Annotated in this window: 20 protein-coding genes; 7 read left to right on the top strand and 13 right to left on the bottom strand. The window is 62.9% G+C overall.

The genetic code is table 11. The features are described from left to right. Positions 1-30 precede the first annotated feature (30 nt). The gene (locus BWP39_RS07450) at positions 31-576 is read left to right on the top strand and encodes a histone H1-like DNA-binding protein (protein ID WP_091010995.1); all 546 of its coding nucleotides are present in this window, start codon (positions 31-33) and stop codon (positions 574-576) included. Positions 577-800: 224 nt separating this feature from the next. Here the strand turns inward: BWP39_RS07450 and BWP39_RS07445 are convergent, their stop codons facing one another. From BWP39_RS07445 to BWP39_RS07400, 10 genes are all read right to left on the bottom strand, one after another. Further along, the gene (locus BWP39_RS07445) at positions 801-1,277 is read right to left on the bottom strand and encodes an outer membrane lipoprotein (RefSeq protein ID WP_096718254.1); all 477 of its coding nucleotides are present in this window, start codon (positions 1,275-1,277) and stop codon (positions 801-803) included. A 49-nt stretch (positions 1,278-1,326) separates the two neighbouring features. Next, entirely contained in the window at positions 1,327-2,265 is a 939-nt protein-coding gene (locus BWP39_RS07440; RefSeq protein ID WP_096718252.1) for a carbohydrate kinase family protein, read from the bottom strand. Positions 2,266-2,355: 90 nt separating this feature from the next. After that, positions 2,356-2,856: a thiol peroxidase gene (gene tpx / locus BWP39_RS07435; RefSeq protein WP_096718250.1), complete on the bottom strand. Its 501-nt coding sequence runs from the start codon at positions 2,854-2,856 to the stop codon at positions 2,356-2,358. 90 nt (positions 2,857-2,946) lie between these two features. Continuing rightward, complete coding sequence (locus BWP39_RS07430; protein WP_096718248.1) at positions 2,947-4,104, bottom strand: zinc-ribbon and DUF3426 domain-containing protein; 1,158 nt, start codon at positions 4,102-4,104, stop codon at positions 2,947-2,949. Between the two features lie 50 nt (positions 4,105-4,154). Beyond that, positions 4,155-5,057 carry a 50S ribosomal protein L11 methyltransferase gene (gene prmA / locus BWP39_RS07425; RefSeq protein WP_096718246.1) on the bottom strand — a complete coding sequence of 301 codons (903 nt, stop codon included), beginning with the start codon at positions 5,055-5,057 and terminating at the stop codon, positions 4,155-4,157. Positions 5,058-5,059: 2 nt separating this feature from the next. Next, the gene (gene accC, locus BWP39_RS07420; RefSeq protein WP_096718244.1) at positions 5,060-6,427 is read right to left on the bottom strand and encodes an acetyl-CoA carboxylase biotin carboxylase subunit; all 1,368 of its coding nucleotides are present in this window, start codon (positions 6,425-6,427) and stop codon (positions 5,060-5,062) included. A gap of 131 nt (positions 6,428-6,558) precedes the next feature. Continuing rightward, on the bottom strand, positions 6,559-7,032 hold the full coding sequence (accB, locus tag BWP39_RS07415; protein WP_096718242.1) for an acetyl-CoA carboxylase biotin carboxyl carrier protein: 474 nt from the start codon (positions 7,030-7,032) through the stop codon (positions 6,559-6,561). Between the two features lie 72 nt (positions 7,033-7,104). Next, a complete protein-coding gene (gene aroQ, locus BWP39_RS07410) occupies positions 7,105-7,560 on the bottom strand; it encodes a type II 3-dehydroquinate dehydratase (protein ID WP_091011003.1) in 456 nt (151 codons plus the stop codon). 194 nt (positions 7,561-7,754) lie between these two features. Next, on the bottom strand, positions 7,755-8,306 hold the full coding sequence (locus BWP39_RS07405; RefSeq protein ID WP_096718240.1) for a TlpA family protein disulfide reductase: 552 nt from the start codon (positions 8,304-8,306) through the stop codon (positions 7,755-7,757). 10 nt (positions 8,307-8,316) lie between these two features. Then, the gene (locus tag BWP39_RS07400; RefSeq protein ID WP_096718238.1) at positions 8,317-8,970 is read right to left on the bottom strand and encodes a UDP-N-acetylmuramate--alanine ligase; all 654 of its coding nucleotides are present in this window, start codon (positions 8,968-8,970) and stop codon (positions 8,317-8,319) included. Between the two features lie 205 nt (positions 8,971-9,175). On the opposite strand from BWP39_RS07400, the gene mpl reads away from it, so the two are divergent. The 5 genes from mpl (at position 9,176) to mtgA (ending at position 15,090) form a co-directional block, all read left to right on the top strand. Then, positions 9,176-10,585: a UDP-N-acetylmuramate:L-alanyl-gamma-D-glutamyl-meso-diaminopimelate ligase gene (gene mpl / locus BWP39_RS07395; protein WP_096718236.1), complete on the top strand. Its 1,410-nt coding sequence runs from the start codon at positions 9,176-9,178 to the stop codon at positions 10,583-10,585. Then, entirely contained in the window at positions 10,582-11,184 is a 603-nt protein-coding gene (locus BWP39_RS07390; protein WP_096718234.1) for a YqiA/YcfP family alpha/beta fold hydrolase, read from the top strand. Before mpl ends, BWP39_RS07390 begins: the two co-directional genes overlap by 4 nt. A 129-nt stretch (positions 11,185-11,313) precedes the next feature. Continuing rightward, a complete protein-coding gene (locus BWP39_RS07385; RefSeq protein ID WP_096718232.1) occupies positions 11,314-13,437 on the top strand; it encodes a ribonuclease catalytic domain-containing protein in 2,124 nt (707 codons plus the stop codon). Further along, positions 13,434-14,315: a shikimate dehydrogenase gene (gene aroE, locus BWP39_RS07380; protein WP_096718230.1), complete on the top strand. Its 882-nt coding sequence runs from the start codon at positions 13,434-13,436 to the stop codon at positions 14,313-14,315. Before BWP39_RS07385 ends, aroE begins: the two co-directional genes overlap by 4 nt. A gap of 49 nt (positions 14,316-14,364) precedes the next feature. After that, positions 14,365-15,090, top strand: coding sequence for a monofunctional biosynthetic peptidoglycan transglycosylase (gene mtgA, locus BWP39_RS07375; RefSeq protein ID WP_096718228.1), 726 nt, complete (start codon positions 14,365-14,367; stop codon positions 15,088-15,090). Positions 15,091-15,108: 18 nt separating this feature from the next. Here mtgA and queF read toward each other — a convergent pair whose 3' ends face one another. From queF to ilvA, 3 genes are read right to left on the bottom strand one after another with little or no spacing between them, the layout of a single operon-like run. Next, the gene (gene queF / locus BWP39_RS07370; protein ID WP_096718226.1) at positions 15,109-15,939 is read right to left on the bottom strand and encodes an NADPH-dependent 7-cyano-7-deazaguanine reductase QueF; all 831 of its coding nucleotides are present in this window, start codon (positions 15,937-15,939) and stop codon (positions 15,109-15,111) included. Then, positions 15,936-16,844 (bottom strand): 5'-nucleotidase, encoded by a 909-nt coding sequence (locus BWP39_RS07365; protein ID WP_096718224.1) that lies wholly within the window; start codon positions 16,842-16,844, stop codon positions 15,936-15,938. The genes queF and BWP39_RS07365 overlap by 4 nt, the downstream gene beginning before the upstream one ends. Before the next feature lie 30 nt (positions 16,845-16,874). Then, the gene (gene ilvA, locus BWP39_RS07360; protein ID WP_096718222.1) at positions 16,875-18,398 is read right to left on the bottom strand and encodes a threonine ammonia-lyase, biosynthetic; all 1,524 of its coding nucleotides are present in this window, start codon (positions 18,396-18,398) and stop codon (positions 16,875-16,877) included. Between the two features lie 553 nt (positions 18,399-18,951). Between ilvA and BWP39_RS07355 the strand changes: the two genes are divergently transcribed. Beyond that, positions 18,952-23,058 carry a DUF3683 domain-containing protein gene (locus tag BWP39_RS07355; protein ID WP_096718220.1) on the top strand — a complete coding sequence of 1,369 codons (4,107 nt, stop codon included), beginning with the start codon at positions 18,952-18,954 and terminating at the stop codon, positions 23,056-23,058. Positions 23,059-23,081 lie beyond the last annotated feature (23 nt).

Raw genomic sequence — 23,081 nt, 5'->3', positions numbered from 1 at the left:
ACCTCATCTGAAAACCTGAAGGAGCACATGATGGCACTTGCCAAGAAGAAACCTGTTGCGAAGAAAGCCGCTGTGAAGAAAGTTGCAGCGAAGAAGGCACCGGCCAAGAAGGCTGCTGTCAAGAAAGTCGCAGTGAAGAAGGTTGCTGCCAAGAAAGTCGCAGTGAAGAAGGTTGCTGCGAAGAAGGCACCGGCGAAGAAGGCTGCAGCGAAGAAGGTTGCTGCCAAGAAAGTCGCAGTGAAGAAGGTTGCTGCGAAGAAAGCGCCGGCCAAGAAGGCCGCAGCCAAGAAGGTAGCGAAGAAGGCCGCGGCGAAGAAGGCGCCTGCGAAGAAGGCTGCAGCCAAGAAGGTCGCGAAGAAGGCTGCGAAAAAGGCCCCTGCCAAGAAGGCCGCGAAAGCGCCTGCCAAGAAGGCCGCCCCCGCCAAGAAGGCCGCGCCTGCGAAGAAGGCTGTGACGAAGAAGGCTGCACCTGCTCCCGCTGCGCCCGCTGCTGCATCGAGCGCGCCGGCTGCAACGGTGAAGACCGCGTTGAACCCGGCCGCTGCATGGCCGTTCCCGACCGGCAGCCGTCCGTAACAGCGCTGTAGCGATTCGACACATCGCGATGTGTCGATGATTGAGTAGCGCTACTCGATCATCCATCCCGTTACCGGGCGACCGGTGACGGGATTTTTTTCGCCATGGTTTTATCGGTTGCGCAGAACGCCCAGCCGAAACGACGCACGAAAAAAAGCGCATGCACAGGGGAGCGCATGCGCTTTGAGGTCGCCGCAGCGAACTGCGGTTAGGGGAAATCCAGCTTAGTGCGTGACGCGGGTAACGCCGCCGCTCGACAGCAGACGAACACGCTCGCCGGCCTGGAAGATCTCGCCGTTGGCACTCTGGGTGATGGCACGGATGTCGCCGTTGTCGAGTCGCACGGTGATTTCAACGCCGTTGTGCACGGCGACACCGTTCTCGATGGCGTTGCCGGCCACCGCACCGGCGAGACCGCCGATGATGCCCGTCACGATCGAACCACGCCCGCCGCCGATCGCGCTACCGGCCACCGCGCCCAGCGCGCCGCCGCCGAGTGCGCCGAGTCCGCTAGGCTGGCCATTGTTGGAACTGATACGCACTGCGCGCACGCTGTCGACGACGCCCATGCGGACCGTTTCTTCGCGTTGTGCCTGCGATGCGGTGTACACGTCGGCCGAACTGCTGTTGTAGGCACACCCCGACATGGCGAGCGTGCCGACGACGATTGCGGCCACTACGAGGCGATTCGTTGTTTTCATTCCCATACTCCAGATAAACGCCGAACGGGCATTGAAGTGCCCGCTCGAATTACGGCAGGTCGTAACCAAACGCCTGCTTGAATCGTTGATTGATCTCCGCGCGCGATGGCGCGTAGGTTTGCGGGCCCTGAGTTTCGATCTTGAGTGCGCCCATCAGGCTCGCCAGACGGCCGGTGGTCGCCCAGCCGAGGTTCCGCTCGATGCCGTACAGCAGGCCGCCACGGAAGGCATCTCCGCAACCGGTCGGATCGAGCACGCGCTGTGCGGTGACCGCCGGAATGTCTTCGATGCGCCCCGAATGATGGATCTGCGATCCGTTCTCGCCCAGCGTTACGATCAGTGCCTCGACGCGGCCGGCAATTTCTTCTATCGACCAGCCTGTCCGACTACTTACCAGTTTAGCTTCGTAATCGTTGACAGCAACATACGAGGCAAGTTCAATCATGCGCCGTAGCGACGCGCCGTCGAACAGCGGCAAACCCTGGCCCGGATCGAAAATGAACGGTACGCCGGTGGCGGCGAACTGCTCCGCGTGCTGGATCATCCCGTCGAAGCCGTCCGGCGCCACGATGCCGAGCGTGATGCCTTGTGTTTCGTCGACGCGGTTCACGTGCGACTGCATCATCGCGCCCGGGTGAAACGCCGTGATCTGGTTGTTGTCGAGATCGGTGCTGATCATCGCCTGGGCGGTATACGTGTCGGGCAGCACCCGTACGTACTCCTTCGATAGTCCCAGGCGGTCCAGCCGGTCGATGTAGGACTGCGCGTCGGCGGCGCCGACCGTGCCCATGATCTTCGCGTCGCCGCCCAGCAGATGCAGCGAATAGCCGATATTGCCGGCACAGCCGCCGAACTCGCGGCGCATCGTCGGCACGAGGAAGCTGACGTTCAGGATGTGGACCTGGTCGGGCAGGATGTGCTCCCGAAACCGGCCCTCGAAGTTCATGATGATGTCGTAGGCAATCGAACCACAAATCAGCGTAGCCAAGGCGAACGTTCCTGTAGAAATCGAAGAGGGGGCGACGATGTGAAAGCGCCGCGCGGAAGGCGCGGCGCAGGATCGTGTCCGGTAATGAGCTTACTTCAGCGCGCCGAGTGCCGCGTCGTAGTTGGGCTCGTCCTTGATCTCGCCGACGAGCTCCGCATGAACGACCTGGTCGTTTTCATCGATGACGACCACGGCGCGTGCCGTCAGGCCCGTCAGCGGGCCGCTCGTCACGTCGACGCCATACGCCTGGGCGAAATCGTGACCGCGGAACGTCGAAGCCGTCACGACGTTCTCGATGCCTTCCGTCGTGCAGAAACGCGATGCCGCAAACGGCAGGTCGCCCGATACGACAATCACAGCGGTGTTCGACAGCTTCGCCGCGGCTTCGTTGAACTTGCGCGTCGACGTAGCGCACGTCGGCGTGTCGAGGCTCGGGACGATGTTCAGTACCTTGCGCTTGCCGGCGAAATCGGCCAGCGAGACCGGCTTCAGATCCTTGCCGACGAGCGAGAAGGCGGGCGCTTTCTGGCCGGTGGAAGGGAACGTGCCGGCTACTTCGATCGGGTTGCCACCCAGCGTGACTTGACTCATGTTGTGCTCCGAAAATAACTCAGGGATTGAACGGAAAACGAGCCTGCGTTGACCCGGCAGAGCCAGGCACGCGAGGCTGCGAAAGATGCGTCACGGGTAAAAGATCTGGACGCGGAAATTCGTTGCCACTGCGTTGCCGGTGTCGAGATGCACGATCATCGTTTGCGTCGTGCGCGGCGGCAGGCCGGCGGCGATCGGCGTGCCCGGCTTCACATAATCTTGAGGCCACAGGATACGCCGCACCGCCACGTTGTTTTGCGCGTCGAGCAGCGTGAGTTCGATGGCCGGGTAGGCCAGCGCGACGTTGAAGCGATTGTGCAGCGGCATCTTCAGTTCGAGCCGGTGCGGACCGTCCACCTGGCGCAGATCGGATGGTTCGACCTGCAAACCGTCGATGTCGCGCGGCGCCGTCACCGTGCAGCCGAGTTGCGCGCAGGCCTGCCCATACAGCGCCTGCGACTGCGACCAGTAAACCATCACCGTTTCACGTTGCCACCACGCCAGCTGGGCGAGCAGCAGCACGAGCAGGGCAAGCGCGACGAGGCTGCCGAGAATCCGCCAGCCGAGCCGTCGCGGCGTGGGCGCGCGAGTTTCGCGGACAACCGCGAAGTGGTCGCCGCTGTCCTGCGGTAACGCGGTGGCGAAGGGTTCGCTGGAAATCGGGCCGAAATGCGGTTCGCCGTCGAGCGCGGGCTGCCTGAGCAACGCCGTCGACGATGCCTCGGTGAGCGCGGGTTCGGCACCGTGCCATGCGTTGGCGTCGTGGACGACGGGCTGGGCAGCGAGTTGCGGTGCGTTGAATGCCTCGTGTTCCGTAGCGGCTTGCGGATTGCTTTCGACGGCTGGCGCTACATACGGAATGGCAGACGGTACGACGACTGCGGGATTGAACTGCGCCGCCGACGTGTCGTGCAGCAGGTTCTCATCGACTGCTGCGTCGGGTGCCGGTGCCCAGGGGTTCCACGCTTCGGCGCGGAAGTTCGGGGTCTCGGGTGCGCCAACGGTGGAGGAGGCCGATGCGGCATCCTGCGGCACGCTGGTGCCCGACGTCAGCGCTGCCGCCGTTTCCGCAGCAACCGGCACGGCTGTCGAAAAATCGGCGCCTTCAGTGTGTTCATACAGGCCGCTCGCTGCGTCGAATACCTGCTGGCAGTGTCCGCAACGAACGAGACCGCGACGCAGCGCGAGCTGTGCCGGCTGGAGCCGGAAGACGGTTTCGCAAAATGGACAGCGCGTTGCCAGGAGCATATCGAGCCGGGGAGCCTGAGAAGGCCGGTAGGTGAGCAATACGTCCTATTCTAATGGCTTTCGCGGCGCGTTCCTGCAAGGCATACCCAGCCCTCATGTTCGCGCCAGACTTCGATGTCGATCCACGGCTGGTAGGCGCGGGCGACTTCGTCGGCCTGTCGCGCGAGAACGCCGGATAATGCGATCCGTCCAGCCGGTCTGACTTTCGACGACAACATCGACGCCATCAGCTTCAACGGGTTCGACAGGATGTTCGCGACGACGATGTCGAATTCGCCTGGCGGGCAGCTGTCGGGCAAGCCGTAGGTGACGTCGGCATGATTGCGCGCGCTGTTGTACTGGGCGGATTCGACGGCTTGCGGATCGATATCGATGCCGAACACCGGGTCCGCGCCACATTTTTTCGCGAGTATCGCAAGGATGCCGGAGCCGCAGCCGTAGTCGAGCACCGATTGCCCGGGCGTCACGGTCTGCTCGAGCCATTCCATGCAGAGCCGCGTCGTGGGATGGCTGCCGGTGCCGAAGGCGAGGCCCGGATCGAGTTCAAGGATCAGCGCATCCGGATCGGGTGCGTCGTGCCACGACGGTACGACCCAGATGCGTTCGCCGATCGCGATCGGATCGAACTGCGACTGCGTAAGCCGCACCCAGTCCTGCTCCTCGACCTCGCGCACGGTGAACAGCGGTGTCGTGGTGAGCCCGAGCGTGTTGAAGGCAGCGGCCAGCAGGACCGCGGGCTCGGCCTCGGACGCCATCAATGCGATCACGCGCGAGTGCTGCCACGCGCTGCGCTCGGGGGTGAGACCGGGTTCGCCGAAGAGCGGCTGTTCGTCGGGCGTATCGGCGTCGGCGTCTTCTACCGATACCGACAGCGCGCCCAGTTCGAGCAACGCGTCGGACAGCGCCTCGGCGCGTTCCCGCTCCATCTCGACGATCAGTTCCCGGTAGCTCATGCTTACGCTTCTTCCGGTGCTGCCTGCTGCTTCGCGGCGAGACGGTTTTCGAGGTAATGGATGCTCGTGCCACCTTCGACGAACTTCGCGTCGAGCATCAACTCGCGATGCAACGGGATGTTGGTCTGGATGCCCTCGACGACCATTTCCGACAACGCGATGCGCATCCGCTTGATCGCCTGTTCGCGCGTCGCGCCGTAGGCGATCAGCTTGCCGATCATCGAATCGTAGTTAGGCGGCACGAAATAGCCGTTGTACGCGTGCGAATCGACGCGGATGCCGGGGCCGCCCGGCATATGCCACGACGTCAAACGTCCCGGCGATGGAATGAACTTGAACGGATCTTCGGCGTTGATCCGGCATTCGATCGCGTGTCCCCGGAACTGGATATCGCGCTGGCGGAACGAGAGCTTCTCGCCGGCCGCAATGCGGATCTGCTCCTGCACGATGTCGACGCCGGTGATCAGTTCAGTCACCGGATGTTCGACCTGCACGCGCGTGTTCATTTCGATGAAGTAGAACTCGCCGTTCTCGTACAGAAACTCGAACGTGCCTGCGCCGAGATAGCCCATCTTCTTGCACGCGTCGGCGCAGCGGTCGCCGATACGCTCGATCAGACGCCGCGCGATGCCCGGTGCCGGCGCTTCTTCGATCACCTTCTGATGGCGGCGCTGCATCGAGCAGTCGCGCTCGCCGAGCCATACGGCGTTCTTGAACGAATCGGAGAGGATCTGGATTTCGACGTGCCGCGGGTTTTCGAGGAATTTCTCCATGTAGACCTGCGGATTGCCGAACGCGCGGCCCGCTTCCTCGCGTGTCATGTTGACCGCGTTGACGAGCGCCGCTTCCGTGTGCACCACGCGCATGCCGCGACCGCCGCCGCCGCCCGCTGCCTTGATGATCACCGGATAGCCGACCGTGCGCGCAATCTTCACGATCTCCTTCGGATCTTCGGGCAACGCGCCTTCCGAGCCCGGCACGCACGGCACGCCGGTCTTGATCATCGTCTGCTTGGCGGAGACCTTGTCGCCCATCAGGCGGATCGTTTCGGGCCGCGGGCCGATGAACACGAAGCCCGATTGCTCGACGCGTTCCGCGAAATCGGCGTTCTCCGACAGGAAGCCGTAGCCAGGGTGGATCGCCTCGGCGTCGGTGACTTCCGCCGCGCTGATCAGCGCCGGCATGTTCAGATAGCTGAGGTTCGACGGGGCCGGGCCGATACAGACTGCCTCGTCCGCGAGCTTCACGTACTTGGCTTCCTTGTCGGCTTCCGAATAGACGACGACCGTCTTGACGCCGAGCTCACGGCACGCGCGCTGGATACGGAGCGCGATTTCGCCGCGATTGGCAATAAGGATTTTTTCAAACATAGCGGGTTTTCGACTCATCAATGGGCGCTGCGCGAGTCTTGCGAAAGAGCGGCACGCGCAAGAGCCTTAGAGGATCGGACGCGCACCGGACAGCTTCGGGCGCGCGGACGGCGGCTGCAACGCGCGCCGCGTCAGCCGACCACGTAGAGCGGCTGGCCGTATTCGACCGCCTGCCCGTTCTCGACGAGAATTTCCTTGATGACGCCCGATGCGTCGGATTCGATTTCGTTCAGCAGCTTCATCGCTTCGATGATGCACAGCGTCTGGCCTTCCTTCACCGTGTCGCCGACCTGGACGAACGGATCGGTGCCCGGCGATGGCGAACGGTAGAACGTGCCGACCATCGGCGAGGTCACGACATGACCCTGCGGTGCGGCGGCGGCCGGCGTAGCCGGTGCCGCGCCGGCAGCAGGTTCGCCGACGGCGCCCGGCGCCGGTGGCGGCGCAGCGGCGTATTGCGGTGCGTAGGCGGACGGCTGCTGGAGGTAAACCGGTGCCGCATTCTTGACGATGCGGACCTTGCCTTCGCCTTCTGTCACTTCGAGTTCCGAAATGCCGGACTCGGAAACGAGGTCGATCAGAGTCTTCAGTTTACGTAAATCCATCGGGCATCCCCTTTTCAATGCGTGGAGGGTCGGCGGCGTCGGTCGCCGATCCTGAATAGAGTGGTCCTGGAATCAGCCGTGCTGCGTACCGGCGGCAAGCCGGTCGAGCGCGAATTCGAGTGCGTACAGATATCCCTTCCAGCCGAGGCCGCAGATCACGCCTTCCGCCTGGTCCGAGAGATACGAGTGATGCCGAAACGGTTCGCGGCGATGCACGTTCGACAGATGAATCTCGACGAACGGAATGCCAACCCCCGCCAGTGCGTCCCGAATTGCCACGCTGGTATGCGTGTAGGCAGCGGGATTGATCAGAATGAAATCGGTCTTTTCGAGCCTGGCAGACTGGATCCGGTCGACCAGCGCACCTTCGTGGTTGCTCTGGAACGACGTGAATTCCACGCCGGCATCGGCTGCACGGTCGGCCAGCGCCTGATCGATCTGCGGGAGCGTCACACGGCCATAGACCTCGGGTTCCCGGGTGCCGAGAAGATTGAGGTTAGGGCCGTGCAGTACCAGCAGTCGCGTCATGGTCGCTTCGTTTTCCGTGGAATTGGGCGCACTTTAGCGCTGATTAGAGAAATTTGTCTAGTTTCCCTGCGTGACAGGACGATCCGGCCCTGCTTGCGCTGTGCATCGAGGGGCTCATCTCCCGACAATTTCGGGTGATTTGCGGCCAATTCAGTGCGTTCCGACTATAACTGGCCGATAAAAAATTATGAGATCTAGAGCGCGTCGAGCGTTTGTTGCAGCTCTTTCGGCTGGATTTGCCCCAATTTTGTCGAGCGTATGGTGCCTTTTGCATCGATTACCACGGTGAATGGCAGGCCACCCGCCGTGTTGCCGAACGCTCGCGCGAGGTCGGCCCCACCGAAACCGATTACATAGACCGGATAGTCGACCCGGACTTTCTGCAGGAACGCCTGCACGTTCTTGCCGGAATCGACGCCAAGTCCGACGAACTGGATGCCTTTTTTCGCGTACTGGTGGTTAAGTTGCGCGAGCGTCGGCATCTCTTCCACACACGGACCACACCAGGAAGCCCAGAAATTGATGACGACCGGGTGGCCTTTATACAGGCTCAGCGATTGCGCCTTGCCGTCGACGCTGGTGACCGGCGCAGCCCACAACTGCGCGACCGCGTTCGCCTGTGAGGACGACGCGGCGTCGGCCGGTTCGATGCCCGCTCCGCCGCGCAGCCAGTGCCCGGCTGTTACGCCGCCGCCGACGGCGATGGCCGCCACGGCGAGGAACGCGAAAATGCGCCTGGTGTTCATCGTGATCTGTCTAGTTAGTAGTGGGAGGAGCGCCGGTTTCGTCGAGCAGGGCCTGGACCGTCTGCGCAGTCGCGCGGGCCTGGCGGCCGCTTGCATCGGCGCGTACCGCGCCGCGCAGGTCATCGGTATCGTAAAGCGCGACGTGGATGCCGACCGGCTCGGCGTCGCGCGATTCGTTTGTCGGGCGCCACAGAAAACTCAAGGTTTCGACATCGCCGCGGCCGGCGAAATGACGGGTTTCCGATACGTCGTACTGCATGTTCGCGTTGAGCAGATAGATCGCGACTTCCTTAGGGTTGTCGCAAAACGCCTGCAGATGAATATCCGAGTGCCCGCCCGCCGTGCCATTCAATACCGCTCCGGTCAGATAGGGATTGAAAGGCGCAAGCCGCTCCATCCAGTCGAGCGCGATTTCACGCAACCGCCGCAGCACGGCCGGCTGGCTCTCGCCCTGAAAGAGCGACTGATACTCGCGGATTTCGTCTTCGATCTGCTCGTTATCCGGCAGCCATTCGCCGGCAACGCGCGTTTCCCCGATGACCTGTCGCGCAGCCTTGCGCTTGGCAGTCGAGTAATCCAGCCCGTCCTCGGCGATCATCCTGGCAGCGGCGATCGCGATCTCTTCGCGAACCCGCTGCGGATCGAAATGTGATTTGCGAACCATCCGGCAATCATACTAGAGAATGTTGTCGCTCTTTTTGGGGGGCGCCCGGCTGCCGGGCGCGCTCCGGGGCATAGGGCCGCGCGAGACCGTCGGTTACAATAGCGTCCTTTGCAGACGGGCTGCGCGCGAGCTTGACACAAGCGTCATGCCCCTCCTGCGCTCCTCCCTCCCACGCAAAAACACGCCCGCGCGGCACGACAGGCTTATGCACATCCACATCCTCGGCATCTGCGGCACGTTCATGGGCGGTCTCGCGGTGCTGGCACGCGGCGCGGGCCACACCGTGACCGGTTGCGATGCCGGCGTCTATCCGCCGATGAGCACACAGCTCGAGGCGCAAGGCATCCGCCTGATAGAGGGTTACGGCGCCGAACAGATCGATCTGAAGCCCGACCTGTTCGTGATCGGCAATGTCGTCACGCGCGGCAATCCGCTGATGGAGGCGATTCTCGATCGCGGCCTGCCTTACGTGTCCGGTCCGCAATGGCTCGGCGAACACGTGCTGAATGGCAAGTGGGTGCTGGCGGTGGCCGGTACGCACGGCAAGACCACGACGACGTCGATGCTGGCGTGGCTGCTCGAAGATGCGGGTCTGAATCCGGGGTTCCTGATCGGTGGTGTGCCGCTGAATTTCGGCGTTTCGGCGCGGCTCACCGATTCGAGCTTCTTCGTGATCGAGGCCGATGAATACGACACCGCGTTCTTCGACAAGCGCTCGAAGTTCGTGCACTACCGGCCGCGGACCGCGGTCCTGAACAACCTCGAATTCGATCATGCCGATATCTTCCCGGATCTCACATCGATCGAGACGCAATTTCATCACCTGGTGCGGACCATTCCTGGCGTTGGACGGATCGTGACGAACGGCCGCGCCGATGCGCTTGAACGCGTACTTACGCGCGGTTGCTGGAGCGAAGTCGAACGATTCGGCGTCGAAGGCGGCTGGCAGGCGCTACCCGCCGACGAAGGTGTGCCCGTCGATGAGCACTTCGCCGTCTATCACGGTGGGGTGCGCGCAGGCGTTGTCGAATGGCAGGTGCAGGGCGAACACAACCGCATGAACGCGCTGGCCGCGATCGCCGCCGCGCGCCATGTCGGCGTGCCGCCCGCACAAGCGGCACAATCGCTCGCAACGTTTCGAAATGTGAAGCGCCGGATGGAAGTGCGCGGCAGCATCGACGGCGTGACTGTTTACGACGACTTCGCGCATCACCCAACAGCGATCGAGACGACGATCGCGGGCTTGCGCGCGCGCGTCGGCCGCGACCGGACGCGTATCCTCGCCGTGCTGGAGCCGCGCTCGAACACGATGAAGCTCGGCGTGATGAAGGCGCAATTGCCGGCCAGCCTGGCGGATGCGGACCTCGTCTTCGGTTACGGCGCACCGAGCGGCCGCGATGCGCTCGGCTGGAATCTGGCCGAAGCGCTCGCGCCGCTGGGCGGCAAGGCGCAGGCGTTCGACAATCTCGATTCGCTCGTGAAGTCCGTCGCCGCTGCGGCCCAACCCGGCGACCAGGTCCTCGTGATGAGTAACGGCGGCTTCGGCGGCGTACATCAGAAGCTGCTCGATGCGTTGTCCGCCAGCCCGTCGGCAACTGAGCGGGGCACCGCGTGATCCTCTATCTGCATGGCTTCCGTTCGTCGCCGCGATCGTTCAAGGCCTGCGTGCTCGCCGAGCGGCTCACCGAACTCGGACGCAGCGACGAATGGTGCTGCCCGATGCTGCCGGTGTCGCCGTTGGAGACGATCGCGCTGGCCGAATCGCTGGTAGCGGCTGCGCCGCCGCAACCGGTCACGGTGATCGGCAGTTCGCTGGGCGGCTATTTCGCCACGCATCTGGCCGAAAAGCACGGCTGGCCCGCGGTGCTGCTGAATCCAGCGGTCGTGCCGCAGCGCGATCTGAGTCACTATCTCGGCGAGCAACCGTTGTGGCACGGCGGCGGTAGCATCGTCGTCGAGGCGCGCCATCTCGACGAATTGCGCGCGCTCGGCGTCGCGTCGATCACACGGCCCGAACGCTATTATCTGATCGCCGCCACCGGCGACGAGGTGCTCGATTACCGCGAGATGCTCGCGCATTATCCAGGTGCGCGGACCCGGGTGATCGAAGGTAGTGACCACGCGATCAGCGAGTTTCCGCAGTACGTCGACGAGGTCCTCGCCTTTTGCGACCAGATGAACGCACAGCCGCCCGCACCCAAACAGGCGGCCTGAAGCAAACTGAATGAAGCACGGCGACCGCGCGTGGTCTTTGTGATCACGCCGTCGACCGACCAACATGAACCGCCGCTTGCCCTCGATTATGGGCATCGCGGCCGATGCAAGACAGAACGAGAGTATTGAGTGAACGTTTTCTTCGAGGAATCGGGTAGTTTCAAGGCAGGCAGTGTGCTGTCGCGTCAGGGCGATGCGTTTCAGGTCGAGCTGCCCGGCGGACGGCGTACCAAGGTGCGCTCGAAAGACGTGCTGATCGAGTTCGAGAAGCCGGCTGCCGCCGAATTGATGGAGCGTGCCGACGCCACCGCGCAGGGGATCGATCTCGAGTTCCTGTGGGAATGCGCGCCGGAAGATGAGTTTCCGTTTGCCACGCTGGGCGCCGAATACTTCGGCACGTCGTTTGGGCCAGTGGAGCGCGCGGCGCTCGTGCTGCGCATGCACGGTTCGCCGGTTTACTTCCGGCGCAAAGGGCGCGGCCAGTATCAGCGTGCGCCCGAAGAACAACTGAAGATGGCGCTCGCTTCGCTCGAACGCAAACGTCAACAGGCGCTCGTGCAGGCCGGCTACGAAGATGAACTGAAGGCCGGGCGTCTTCCCGAGGCATTCGCTGGCAAGGCGCTCGGTCTGCTGACAAAGCCCGACAAGAACACGATCGAGTACAAGGCGCTCGAAGCAGCCGCTGCTGCGCGCGGCATTTCGATGCCGCGTCTGATGCTCGAATGCGGTGGCATCTCTTCGCCGCGCGCGCTGCACGAGGCGCGTTTTCTCTCCGAGTTCTTCCCGCACGGCACCGGCTTTGCGCCCGTGACAGTGCGCGCGCTGCCCGACGATCTGCCGGAAGCGAATGTCCAGGCGTTTTCGATCGATGACGTGACGACGACCGAAATCGACGATGCGTTCTCCGTCGAGCATCTCGGCGACGGTCGTGTGCGCATCGGTGTGCACATCGCGGCACCGGCGCTCGGTATCGAGCGCGGCGATGCTGTCGATGCGATCGCGCGTACGCGGCTCTCCACCGTGTACATGCCGGGCGACAAGATCACGATGCTCCCCGACGACGTTGTCAACGTGTTCACGCTAGCCGAAGGCGGCTTGCGCCCGGCACTGTCGCTGTACGTGATCGTCAATCGCGAAACCCAGGAGATCGTCGCCAGCGAGACGCGCGCCGAACTCGTGTTCGTGAAGAGCAACCTGCGGCACAACACGCTCGACGAACTCGTGACCGAAGAAGCGCTCGCAGCCGGCACCGGCGAATACGCGCACAAGGACGACATCGCGGTGCTCTGGCCGTTCGCGCAGGCGCTGTTCGAAAAGCGCCAGGTCGCGCGCGCAGGCTATGGCTTGCGGCGCGAAGTGCAGCGCAATACCGACTTCAATTTCTATGTCGATGGTGAGCACGTCACCATCACGCCGCGCCGCCGCGGTTCGCCGCTCGACACGATCGTCGCCGAACTCGCGATCCACGCGAATTCGACGTGGGGTGCGTTCCTGCACGATCACGGCGTGCCGGGTATCTATCGCACGCAGCGCGCGTTCGGTGCGCCGACCGGCCCCAAGCGAACGCGCATGCAGACGAGCGCCGCGCCGCACGAAGGGCTCGGCGTGTCGCAGTACGCATGGAGTACGTCGCCGCTGCGCCGTTACGTGGATCTGGTTAATCAGTGGCAATTGATCGCGTGCGTGCAGCACGGCGTGATGGCGAAGCTTGCTGCGCCGTTCAAACCCAAGGACGCTGATCTGTACGCCGTCGTGCAGGGCTTCGACGACACGTATTCCGCGTATGCCGACTACCAGCGCCGCATGGAGTACTTCTGGTGCCTGCGCTGGCTGCGCCAGGAAAACCGCAAGCACGTGGAGGCATCGGTCGTGAAGGGCGACCTCGTGCGGCTCGATGAAATACCGCTGCTGCTGCATGTACCTGGGCTCGGCGTGCATGCGCGCGGTACGCGTCTGCTGCTCGACGTGATGTCGCTCGATGAGTTGACGGTTGAGGCATCGGTGCGGTTGTTGCAGGTGCTCGACGCGCCGACTGTCGCAAGCGGTACAGAAGCGGAAGAAGTGGAAGAGGCTGACGAAGAAGACGAAGAAAGCGGCAAGGACGTCGTCGATGCGGCGGATGAATCGGCAGAAAGCGAAGCTGAAGCTGAGGCAGAAGCAGACGGTGCAGAAGAAGCCGAAGACAACGCCACGCCGCAGGAGACCGACGAAAGCGCATCCGCCGATCATTCCACCGCGGAGCCCGGACGATGAACGCATCGACGGCCGCGCCGCACGCATCCGCACGCGACCGCTATGCGGTAATCGGCAACCCGGTGGCGCACAGCAAGTCGCCGTTCATTCACGCGCGGTTTGCCGAGCAGACCGGTGAGCCCATCGAATACGGTCATCTGCTAGCCCCGCTCGATGCGTTCGCGAAGCAGGTGCGCGAGTTCATCGACGCGGGCGGCTGCGGCCTCAACGTGACCGTGCCGTTCAAGCTCGACGCGCATGCGCTTGCCGATACGCTGTCGCCGCGCGCGGCGGCGGCAGGCGCGGTTAACACACTGCGCTTCGACGCTGCCGGTATTTATGGCGACAACACCGACGGTTTTGGCCTCGTGCGCGACATCGAAGTGAATCTCGGTACTTCGCTGAAGGGCGCGCGCATTCTGCTGCTGGGCGCAGGTGGTGCCGCACGCGGTGTCGTCCTGCCGATGCTCGATCAACGTCCACATACGCTGACCATCGTCAACCGAACCGCGGTGAAAGCGCAAACACTGGTCGCCCAGTTCGCGCAGGCAGCCCACGACAGCGGCTGCCATCTGACAGGCGGCGGTGCATCGGCGGTAGAGCATGTCGCCTATGACGTGATCGTCAATGCAACAGCCGGCAGCCTCGACGCAGCGTTGCCCGAGTGCGACGAACGCGCCTTTGGCAGCGACACACTCGCCTACGACATGATGTACGGCGCGCAACCCACCGTGTTCATGCAGCACGCGCAGACGCTCGGCGCGCGCGCATCGGATGGACTCGGCATGCTCGTCGAGCAGGCCGCCGAATCGTTCCATGTGTGGCGCGGCGTGCGTCCCGACGGCGCGCCGGTTCTGCAGGCGTTACGCGAGATGCTCGCGGCCTCCGATCGCAGCTAATCTTAGATACTTCGCAGCAGCATCCATCGAACGAAGGAACCCGATCGCCATGACAGCAGACACGCCTGTACGCCGGCCCGGTCCGTTCCGGTGGATCGCTTATGTGATCGCGGTATTCGCCGTGGCGTGGTTCGCGACGCAGGCGTTCTACTTCGCGCAGATCGCCGTGTGGAACTACGTGAACCCAGGTTCGACCGCCTTCATGCGCTCAGACGCGTGGCGTCTGTCCGACGACCGCCCCGATCTGTCGATCCAGCACACATGGGTCCCGTACGACCAGATTTCGCACAACCTGAAGCGCGCGATCATCGCGTCCGAAGATGCGAACTTCGTTAACAACAACGGCTACGAGACCGACGCGATCCTGCAGGCGTGGGAGAAGAACAAGGCACGCGGCAAGATCGTTCGTGGTGGTTCGACGATCACGCAGCAACTCGCGCGCAACCTGTTCCTGTCGCGGGAAAAGAGCTACATCCGCAAGGGACAGGAGTTGATCATCACGTGGATGCTCGAAACGCTGATGGACAAGGAGCGCATCTTCGAGATCTATCTGAATTCGGTGGAGTGGGGTAACGGCGTGTACGGTGCGGAAGCGGCGGCGCACTACTACTACCGCACGTCGGCGGCGAAGCTGAACGGCTGGCAGTCGGCGCGGCTCGCAGTGATGCTGCCGCGGCCCAAATACTTCGACGAGCATCGCGGCTCTGCGTATCTCAGGCAGCGCGCCGGGGTGATCGCACGCCGGATGGGTACGGCCGAACTGCCGGACGATTAAACCTTCTCGTCGCGCGGTTTACTGCCGTGCGGTGCGCAGGTTGTCAGGCATCGGCTGGTTGAAGTTCGTGCGGAACGGGTTGATGTCGAGACCGCCGCGGCGCGTGTAGCGTGCGTAGACCGCGAGCTTCAGTGGCTGGCACTCACGCATGATGTCGATAAAGATGCGCTCGACGCACTGCTCGTGAAAACCGGTGTGATTGCGATACGAGATCAGGTAGCGCAGTAGCCCGGCATGATCGATCTGCGGGCCGACGTAGTGAATCTGCACGCTGCCCCAGTCCGGTTGCCCGGTGACCGGACAATTCGATTTCAATAGATCCGATACCAGCGTTTCTTCTACCGGCGACTCGGCTAACGCGGCTTTCAGCAGCGACGGGTCCGGATGATAAACGTCCGTGTCGAGATCGAGCCGATCGAGCGACAGTCCATCAAATTCCTCCAGTTGCAGCTTGCCGAATTCGAACGGCGACGCGAAATGCACCGAAACGGTCGCACCGCACGCCGCCGATACATCGCGTCGAATCGTGTCGCGTACGGCGTCGGCAGAATCGAACACGGTTTGCGCGAACGAGCCGAGATACAGCTTGAACGACTTCGACTCGACGATGTTCGCTGAATCGGCGGGGACGTAGACGGTCGCGATGGCGATCTGCGGTTTGCCGCGTGCATTGAGCCACGACAGCTCATACGCGTTCCAGATGTCGGTGCCGAAGAACGGCAACTGCGCGCCGATGCCGATCTGTTCGCGCGCGAGGTTGCGCGCGATCGGAAACAGCAGGCTGGCGTCGTACTGTTCGGTGTAAGCGGTGGCTTTGCCTAGCGGCGAGTGTTCGGGAGTCGTGTTCATGGTGATGGTGCGTTGACGATGCCACTCATGACGTGCCCGGTTGCCGTGACGCCGCGGGCCGATTCGCAGTGGCTGATCTGATCGTCGAAGAAAAAGTCGGGCTCGAACTCGCGCAGAAACGCGCCCTTGTCGAGGCCGCCGAGGAACATCGCTTCGTCGATTTCAATGTTCCAGGCCATCAAGGTACGGATGGCGCGTTCGTGCGCGGGTGCCGAGCGTGCGGTGACGAGCGCGGTGCGGATGCGCATCGGTGAGGCTTCGTCGGCGAGTTTTTGCAGGCGGTGCAACGCGCCTAGCAGCGGTTTCAAAGGACCGTCCGCTAACGGCAGATCTTTGTTGTCGATCTCGTGACCGACGAACGCGCGCAAGCCGTTCTTCTGGAACACACGCTCGGCTTCGTCAGAGAAGAGTACGGCGTCTCCGTCGAATGCAATGCGGATTTCGTCCGGATACTTGCCCGCTACTTTGGCCGATTGCGGCAACACTCGCGCAGCCGGGAAACCGGCGGCCAGCGCGTCGCGCACATCGTCCTGATTCGCGGACAGGAACAGCGATGCATTGAGCGGCTTCAGATACGCGAACGGCGGCCGCCCGCGCGTGAAAACGCCACGTTCGACAGTCAGGCCGTGCTCGCGGCACGAACTGAACGCGCGCAATCCGCTGATCGGATCGCTGCGCGACAGGATCACCACTTCGACGTGGTGCTCGCCGGTGTTGAGCGCGAGCAGCTTGCGGATCAGCGGAAACGCGACGCCCGGTTTGGCCGGCACGTTCAGACGTGCGCGCTGTAACGCTTCGTAAGCGCGCAGGTCGCCTTCTTCGTAGACGTGGTTCTCTTCCTCGAAATCGAAGAGCGCACGCGACGAGATCGCGACGACCAGTTTGTCTTCAAGCGAAATCGGCATCTGTGCGGCGGCTCCGGGACGTGCTGCGAGTTACGCGAGGAACAACCGGTACACCGGGTTCGCGCTTTCGTCCCACCAGGGGTAACCGAGCGTGGCGAGAAAGCGGTTGAACGCGGCGTCTTCTGTGGCCGGCACCTGGATACCAACGAGGATCGAACTGGTGTCCGCACCCTGGTTCCGGTAATGGAACAGGCTGATATTCCAGTTCGGCGCCATCGACGACAGGAAACGCATCAGCGCACCCGGCCGCTCGGGAAACTCGAAGCGGAACAGGCGTTCGTCATGCGCGAGCGGCGAATGGCCACCGACCATGTAGCGGATGTGCTGCTTCGACAGTTCATCGCCGGTCAGATCGACGGTGGCGAAGCCGTGGGCCTCGAAATTCCGCGCGATTTCCGCCGATTCTTCGCGGTTCCTGATCTGCACGCCGCAGAAGATGTGCGCAGAACTCGCATCTGCGATCCGGTAATTGAACTCGGTGACGCTGCGTGTGCCGACCAGTTCGCAGAAGCGTTTGAAGCTGCCGCGCTCTTCGGGGATCGTTACGGCGAACACCGCTTCGCGCGCTTCGCCGACTTCGGCGCGCTCGGCAACGAAGCGCATCCGGTCGAAGTTCATGTTCGCACCGGAGGTGACCGAGATCAGCGTCTGGTTTTCGATGCCTTCACGTTCGACATACTGCTTCGCGCCCGCGACCGCCAGCGCGCCGGCCGGTTCGAGCAGGCTGCGCGTGTCCTGGAAGACGTCCTTGATGGCGGCACAGAGCGCGTCGGTATCGACGATCAGGATGTCGTCGAGATACTCGCGGCACAGGCGGAACGTTTCTTCACCGACCAGCTTGACGGCGGTGCCGTCGGAGAACAGGCCGACCTCGTTGAGCGTCACGCGTTCGCCGGCCTTGATCGATTTCGCCATCGCGCAGGAGTCGTCGGTCTGGACGCCGATCACCTTGATCTCCGGCCGGATCGACTTGACGTAGGCCGCGACGCCGGACGCGAGCCCGCCGCCGCCGATCGGCACGAAGATCGCGTGGATCGGACCTTGATGCTGGCTCAGGATCTCCATTGCGACGGTGCCCTGGCCGGCGATCACATACGGGTCGTCGAACGGATGAACGAACGTGAGGCCGCGCTCTTCCTGCAACTGCACCGCATGGGTATACGCATCGCTGTAAGACTCGCCCACCTGCACGACTTCGACCGTCGGGCCGCCGTGCGCACGTACCGCATCGACTTTCACCTGCGGCGTCGTGACCGGCACGACGATGATTGCCTTCACACCCATCCGCGCTGCTGAAAGCGCCACACCCTGAGCATGATTCCCCGCCGACGCCGTAATCACGCCGCGCGCGAGCGCGTCGGCGGGAATGTGCGCCATCTTGTTGTACGCGCCGCGTACCTTGAACGAGAACACCGGCTGATTGTCTTCACGCTTCAGGTAAATCGGATTACGCAGCCGTGCGGACAGATTCCGTGCAGGTTCCAGCTCGGTTTCGCGGGCCACGTCGTAGACGCGCGCGGTGAGGATTTTCTTTAAATAGTCGTGAGAAGCCATGCGAGTGGCGCGCGATGCGCTTGAAAAGGCGGTAAATGACGTAAAAGACCAATGATAGCGCCAACCGCTCGTGCTCAGGACCTTACCGCTGTGCTTGCCGCTTCGGTGGTGCGGGCGCGTTTGCCCTGTGCTGGCTACTCACAGGCCCGCTGATACGTCGGCTGCATAGCCGACCGACCGGTCGCCGAATCGCCCGGCCAGCAGGCCCGGGCGAGGCCCGCGAATGCCTGCTGCAGCGCGATGCAGGCTCCGACGTGAGCGCCGATCATGCGGTAGAATCCGGTTTTAGAACAAGGATCGGAAGATGCACTGGCAGCCTCAGATCGCCCATTTAATGCCCGCACCGCGTGAGTCCCGTCCCGCGGCGCAGCGGCATGTGCGGCACGCACGATCGTGTAGCGGTATCTGAGCGCCGCAAAGCGGCCAGCGTCCGTCATCCGCTGGCAGGGCTTCGCACTCCAGAGAAGAAGATTTTCAAGCATTGCGCCCCACGCGCATCGTCAGCGGGCCTCTCGTCGAGAGGTACGCCGCTGACCTACCGAGTCGTCCGAACATGAACGCACCTCAAGTTTTCGATCCTAACGGGGCCGCTGCTGCGGTGGCCGCCGATCCCGAACCGCGCTTGCGCGAAATTCCCTACAACTACACGTCGTTCTCCGATCGCGAAATCGTCATCCGTTTGTTAGGCGACGAAGCGTGGGATGCGCTCGCCGAACTGCGTGCCGAGCGCCGCACCGGCCGCTCGGCGCGCATGCTGTACGAAGTGCTCGGCGACATCTGGGTGGTGCGTCGCAATCCGTATCTGCAGGACGATCTGCTCGACAACCCGAAGCGCCGCGCGCTGCTGATCGAAGCGCTCAATCACCGTCTCAGCGAAATCGAAAAACGTCGTCGCGCCGATCTGACCGCACATAGCGACGAGGCGGGTGTCGGCCGTGCCACGCGCGTCGAAACGCTGGTTGTGGCGGCGCGCCGCGCGATCGATGCGTTCGCCGGCGAGTTCGACAAGATGGCAGAACTGCGCCGTCGCGCGACCAAAGTGCTGGGCCGCCGGACGCAGAAGGACAACATCAAGTTCGATGGTCTGTCGCGTGTCTCGCACGTCACCGATGCGACCGACTGGCGTGTCGAATACCCGTTCGTCGTGCTGACACCGGACACAGAGGAAGAGATCGCCGGCCTCATCAAGGCCTGCTTCGAACTCGGCCTCACCGTGATTCCGCGTGGCGGCGGTACCGGCTATACCGGCGGCGCGTTGCCGCTCACGCCGTTCTCCGCCGTGATCAACACCGAAAAGCTCGAACAGCTCGGCGCCGTCGAACTGACGGACCTGCCCGGCGTCGCGCGCAAGGTGCCGACCATCTATTCCGGCGCGGGCGTCGTCACGCGTCGTGTAACGGATGCTGCGGAGCAGGCGGGCTATGTGTTCGCGGTCGATCCGACATCGATCGATGCATCGTGTATCGGCGGCAATGTCGCGATGAATGCGGGCGGCAAGAAGGCCGTGCTGTGGGGCACCGCGCTCGACAATCTCGCGTGGTGGCGGATGGTCGACCCGGAAGGCAACTGGCTCGAAATCACCCGGCTCGATCACAACCTCGGCAAGATTCATGACATTCCGGTGGCGCGCTTCGAACTGAAGTGGTTCGACGGCGAATATGCACCGGGCGAGAAGCTGCTGCGTACTGAAGCGCTCGACATCGAAGGGCGCCGGTTCCGCAAGGAAGGGCTTGGCAAGGACGTTACCGATAAATTCCTCGCCGGTTTGCCCGGTGTGCAGAAAGAAGGCTGCGACGGACTCATTACATCGGCGCGCTGGGTGCTGCACAAGATGCCCGCGAATGTGCGCACGGTGTGCCTCGAATTCTTCGGTCAGGCGCGCGAAGCGATTCCAAGCATTGTCGAGATCAAGGACTACCTGTTCGAAACGTCGAAGCAGGGCGGCGCGATACTCGCGGGCCTCGAGCATCTGGACGAGCGCTATCTACGCGCGGTTGGCTATGCGACCAAGTCGAAGCGCAACGCGTTTCCGAAGATGGTGCTGATCGGTGACATCGTCGGTGACGATGCGGATGCGGTTGCCGCGGCGACCTCGGAAGTCGTGCGTATGGCCAACAGCAAGAGTGGAGAAGGCTTCGTCGCGGTGAGCGCGGAAGCGCGCAAGCGCTTCTGGCTCGACCGCAGCCGCACGGCCGCGATCGCGAAGCACACCAACGCGTTCAAGATCAACGAAGACGTCGTGATCCCGCTGAACCGGATGGGCGAGTACACCGACGGCATTGAGCGGATCAACATCGAACTGTCGATCAAGAACAAGCTGCAGCTGCTCGACGCGCTTGAGGTGTTCTTCAAATCGGGCAAGCTGCCGCTCGGCAAGAGCGACGACGCAAACGAGATTCCGAGCGCCGAACTGCTCGAAGACCGTGTGCAGCAGGCGCTCGATCTGCTCAAGGCCGTGCGTGCGCGCTGGGAGTTTCTGCGCGACCGGCTCGACATGCCACTGCGCGAGGCGCAGCACTACATGGTGCAGCTCGGTTATGCGGGGCTTGCGGAGAAATTCGCCGATCGCGTCGACGAGCAGCCGGGCGTGACGGTGTTTCACATCGCGCAGGACCGCACGGTGCGTGTGTCGTGGAAGCAGGAGATTCGCGCGGAACTGCGGCAGATCTTCAACGGCGGCGAGTTCAAGCCGATCCTCGAAGAAGCGCAGGCGATCCACAAGCAGGTGCTGCGCGGTCGTGTGTTCGTCGCGCTGCACATGCACGCTGGCGACGGTAACGTGCACACCAACCTGCCGGTCAACTCCGACAACTACGAGATGCTGCAGGACGCTCATACGGCGGTCGCACGCATCATGAAACTCGCGCGTTCGCTGGATGGCGTGATTTCCGGCGAGCACGGCATCGGTATTACGAAGCTCGAGTTCCTGACCGAAGAAGAGATCAGCGAATTCCGCGCGTACAAGCAGCGCGTCGATCCGCACGGGCGCTTCAATGCGGGCAAGCTGCTCGCCGGCGCGGATCTGCGCAACGCCTACACGCCGAGCTTCGGGCTGATGGGCTATGAATCGCTGATCATGCAGCAGTCCGACATCGGCGCGATCGCCGATTCGGTGAAGAATTGCCTACGCTGCGGCAAGTGCAAGCCGGTGTGCGCGACCCACGTGCCGCGCGCGAACCTGCTGTATAGCCCGCGCAACAAGATTCTCGCGACCTCGCTGCTGATCGAGGCGTTCCTGTATGAAGAGCAGACGCGTCGCGGCGTGTCGATCAAACACTGGGACGAGTTCAACGATGTCGCCGATCACTGCACCGTATGCCACAAATGCGTGACGCCGTGCCCGGTACAGATCGACTTCGGCGACGTGACGATGAACATGCGCAACCTGCTGCGCAAGATGGGCAAGAAGAAGTTCAACGCGGGCAACGCGGCTGGCATGTTCTTCCTGAACGCGACGAATCCGCAGACCATCAACCTCGCGCGCACTGCGATGATGGGCATCGGCTACAAGGCACAGCGCCTCGGCAACGACGTGCTGAAGAAGTTCACGAAGAAGCAGACCGCGCATCCGCCCGCTACCGTCGGCAAACCGGCGGTCACGCAGCAGGTGATCCACTTCATGAACAAGAAGATGCCGGGCAACCTGCCGAAAAAGACGGCACGGGCGCTGCTCGACATTGAAGACAACAAGGTCGTGCCGATCATCCGCAATCCGGGGACGACCACGGTCGATTCGGAAGCGGTGTTTTACTTCCCTGGTTGCGGCTCGGAGCGGCTCTTCTCGCAGGTTGGTCTCGCAACCCAGGCAATGCTCTGGGAAGCAGGCGTGCAGACAGTGTTGCCGCCGGGCTATCTGTGTTGCGGTTATCCGCAGCGTGGCGCCGGTCAGTTCGACAAGGCCGAGAAGATCGTCACCGATAATCGCGTGCTGTTCCATCGCGTCGCGAATACGCTGAACTATCTCGACATCAAGACCGTGGTGGTGTCGTGCGGGACCTGCTACGACCAGCTCGCGGGTTACGAATTCGAGAAGATCTTCCCGGGTTGCCGGATCATCGATATTCACGAGTTCCTGCTCGAGAAGGGCATCAAGCTCGATGGCGTGTCGGGTACGCGCTACATGTATCACGACCCGTGCCACACGCCGATCAAGACGATGGACCCGATCAAGCTCGTGAACGAGCTGATGGGTTCCGCCAACGACGGCTACAAGATCGAGAAGAACGATCGCTGCTGTGGTGAGTCGGGTACGCTCGCGGTCACGCGGCCGGATGTGTCGACGCAGGTGCGTTTCCGCAAGGAAGAGGAAATCCGCAAGGGTGCGGCGAAGCTTCGGGACATTCCGGTGCTGTCGGCGGCCGGCGTAGACGGTGCGGGTGGTGTGGGCAGCGCGGGTGCTGTGCCGCAGGCGGCGGATGCGGTTCAGCAGAACGGCGCGAACGGTGCTAACGGTGCGAACGGCGCCAAGGGCCAGCCCGACGTGAAAATTCTCACGAGCTGCCCGTCCTGCCTGCAGGGTCTGTCGCGCTACAACGAGGACGCGAACATCGAAGCCGATTACATCGTCGTCGAAATTGCGCGCCACGTGCTGGGCGAAAACTGGATGGCGGACTACGTGCAACGGGCGAACAATGGCGGAATCGAGCGCGTGCTGGTCTAATTGCACGCATTACGTATCCGTCC

The sequence above is a fragment of the Paraburkholderia acidicola genome (assembly GCF_002362315.1).
Lineage (GTDB): Bacteria > Pseudomonadota > Gammaproteobacteria > Burkholderiales > Burkholderiaceae > Paraburkholderia > Paraburkholderia acidicola.
Note: the sequence above shows the minus strand (reverse complement) of the source record. Positions and strands in the feature narration are given on the sequence as shown.

Coding starts and splice junctions, on each gene's coding strand:
- BWP39_RS07450 (WP_091010995.1), top strand. CDS start 31: ATGGCACTTGCCAAGAAGAAACCTGTTGCGAAGAAAGCCGCTGTGAAG.
- BWP39_RS07445 (WP_096718254.1), bottom strand. CDS start 1,277: ATGAAAACAACGAATCGCCTCGTAGTGGCCGCAATCGTCGTCGGCACG.
- tpx (WP_096718250.1), bottom strand. CDS start 2,856: ATGAGTCAAGTCACGCTGGGTGGCAACCCGATCGAAGTAGCCGGCACG.
- BWP39_RS07430 (WP_096718248.1), bottom strand. CDS start 4,104: ATGCTCCTGGCAACGCGCTGTCCATTTTGCGAAACCGTCTTCCGGCTC.
- prmA (WP_096718246.1), bottom strand. CDS start 5,057: ATGAGCTACCGGGAACTGATCGTCGAGATGGAGCGGGAACGCGCCGAG.
- accC (WP_096718244.1), bottom strand. CDS start 6,427: ATGTTTGAAAAAATCCTTATTGCCAATCGCGGCGAAATCGCGCTCCGT.
- accB (WP_096718242.1), bottom strand. CDS start 7,032: ATGGATTTACGTAAACTGAAGACTCTGATCGACCTCGTTTCCGAGTCC.
- aroQ (WP_091011003.1), bottom strand. CDS start 7,560: ATGACGCGACTGCTGGTACTGCACGGCCCTAACCTCAATCTTCTCGGC.
- BWP39_RS07405 (WP_096718240.1), bottom strand. CDS start 8,306: ATGAACACCAGGCGCATTTTCGCGTTCCTCGCCGTGGCGGCCATCGCC.
- BWP39_RS07400 (WP_096718238.1), bottom strand. CDS start 8,970: ATGGTTCGCAAATCACATTTCGATCCGCAGCGGGTTCGCGAAGAGATC.
- mpl (WP_096718236.1), top strand. CDS start 9,176: ATGCACATCCACATCCTCGGCATCTGCGGCACGTTCATGGGCGGTCTC.
- aroE (WP_096718230.1), top strand. CDS start 13,434: ATGAACGCATCGACGGCCGCGCCGCACGCATCCGCACGCGACCGCTAT.
- mtgA (WP_096718228.1), top strand. CDS start 14,365: ATGACAGCAGACACGCCTGTACGCCGGCCCGGTCCGTTCCGGTGGATC.
- queF (WP_096718226.1), bottom strand. CDS start 15,939: ATGAACACGACTCCCGAACACTCGCCGCTAGGCAAAGCCACCGCTTAC.
- BWP39_RS07365 (WP_096718224.1), bottom strand. CDS start 16,844: ATGCCGATTTCGCTTGAAGACAAACTGGTCGTCGCGATCTCGTCGCGT.
- ilvA (WP_096718222.1), bottom strand. CDS start 18,398: ATGGCTTCTCACGACTATTTAAAGAAAATCCTCACCGCGCGCGTCTAC.
- BWP39_RS07355 (WP_096718220.1), top strand. CDS start 18,952: ATGAACGCACCTCAAGTTTTCGATCCTAACGGGGCCGCTGCTGCGGTG.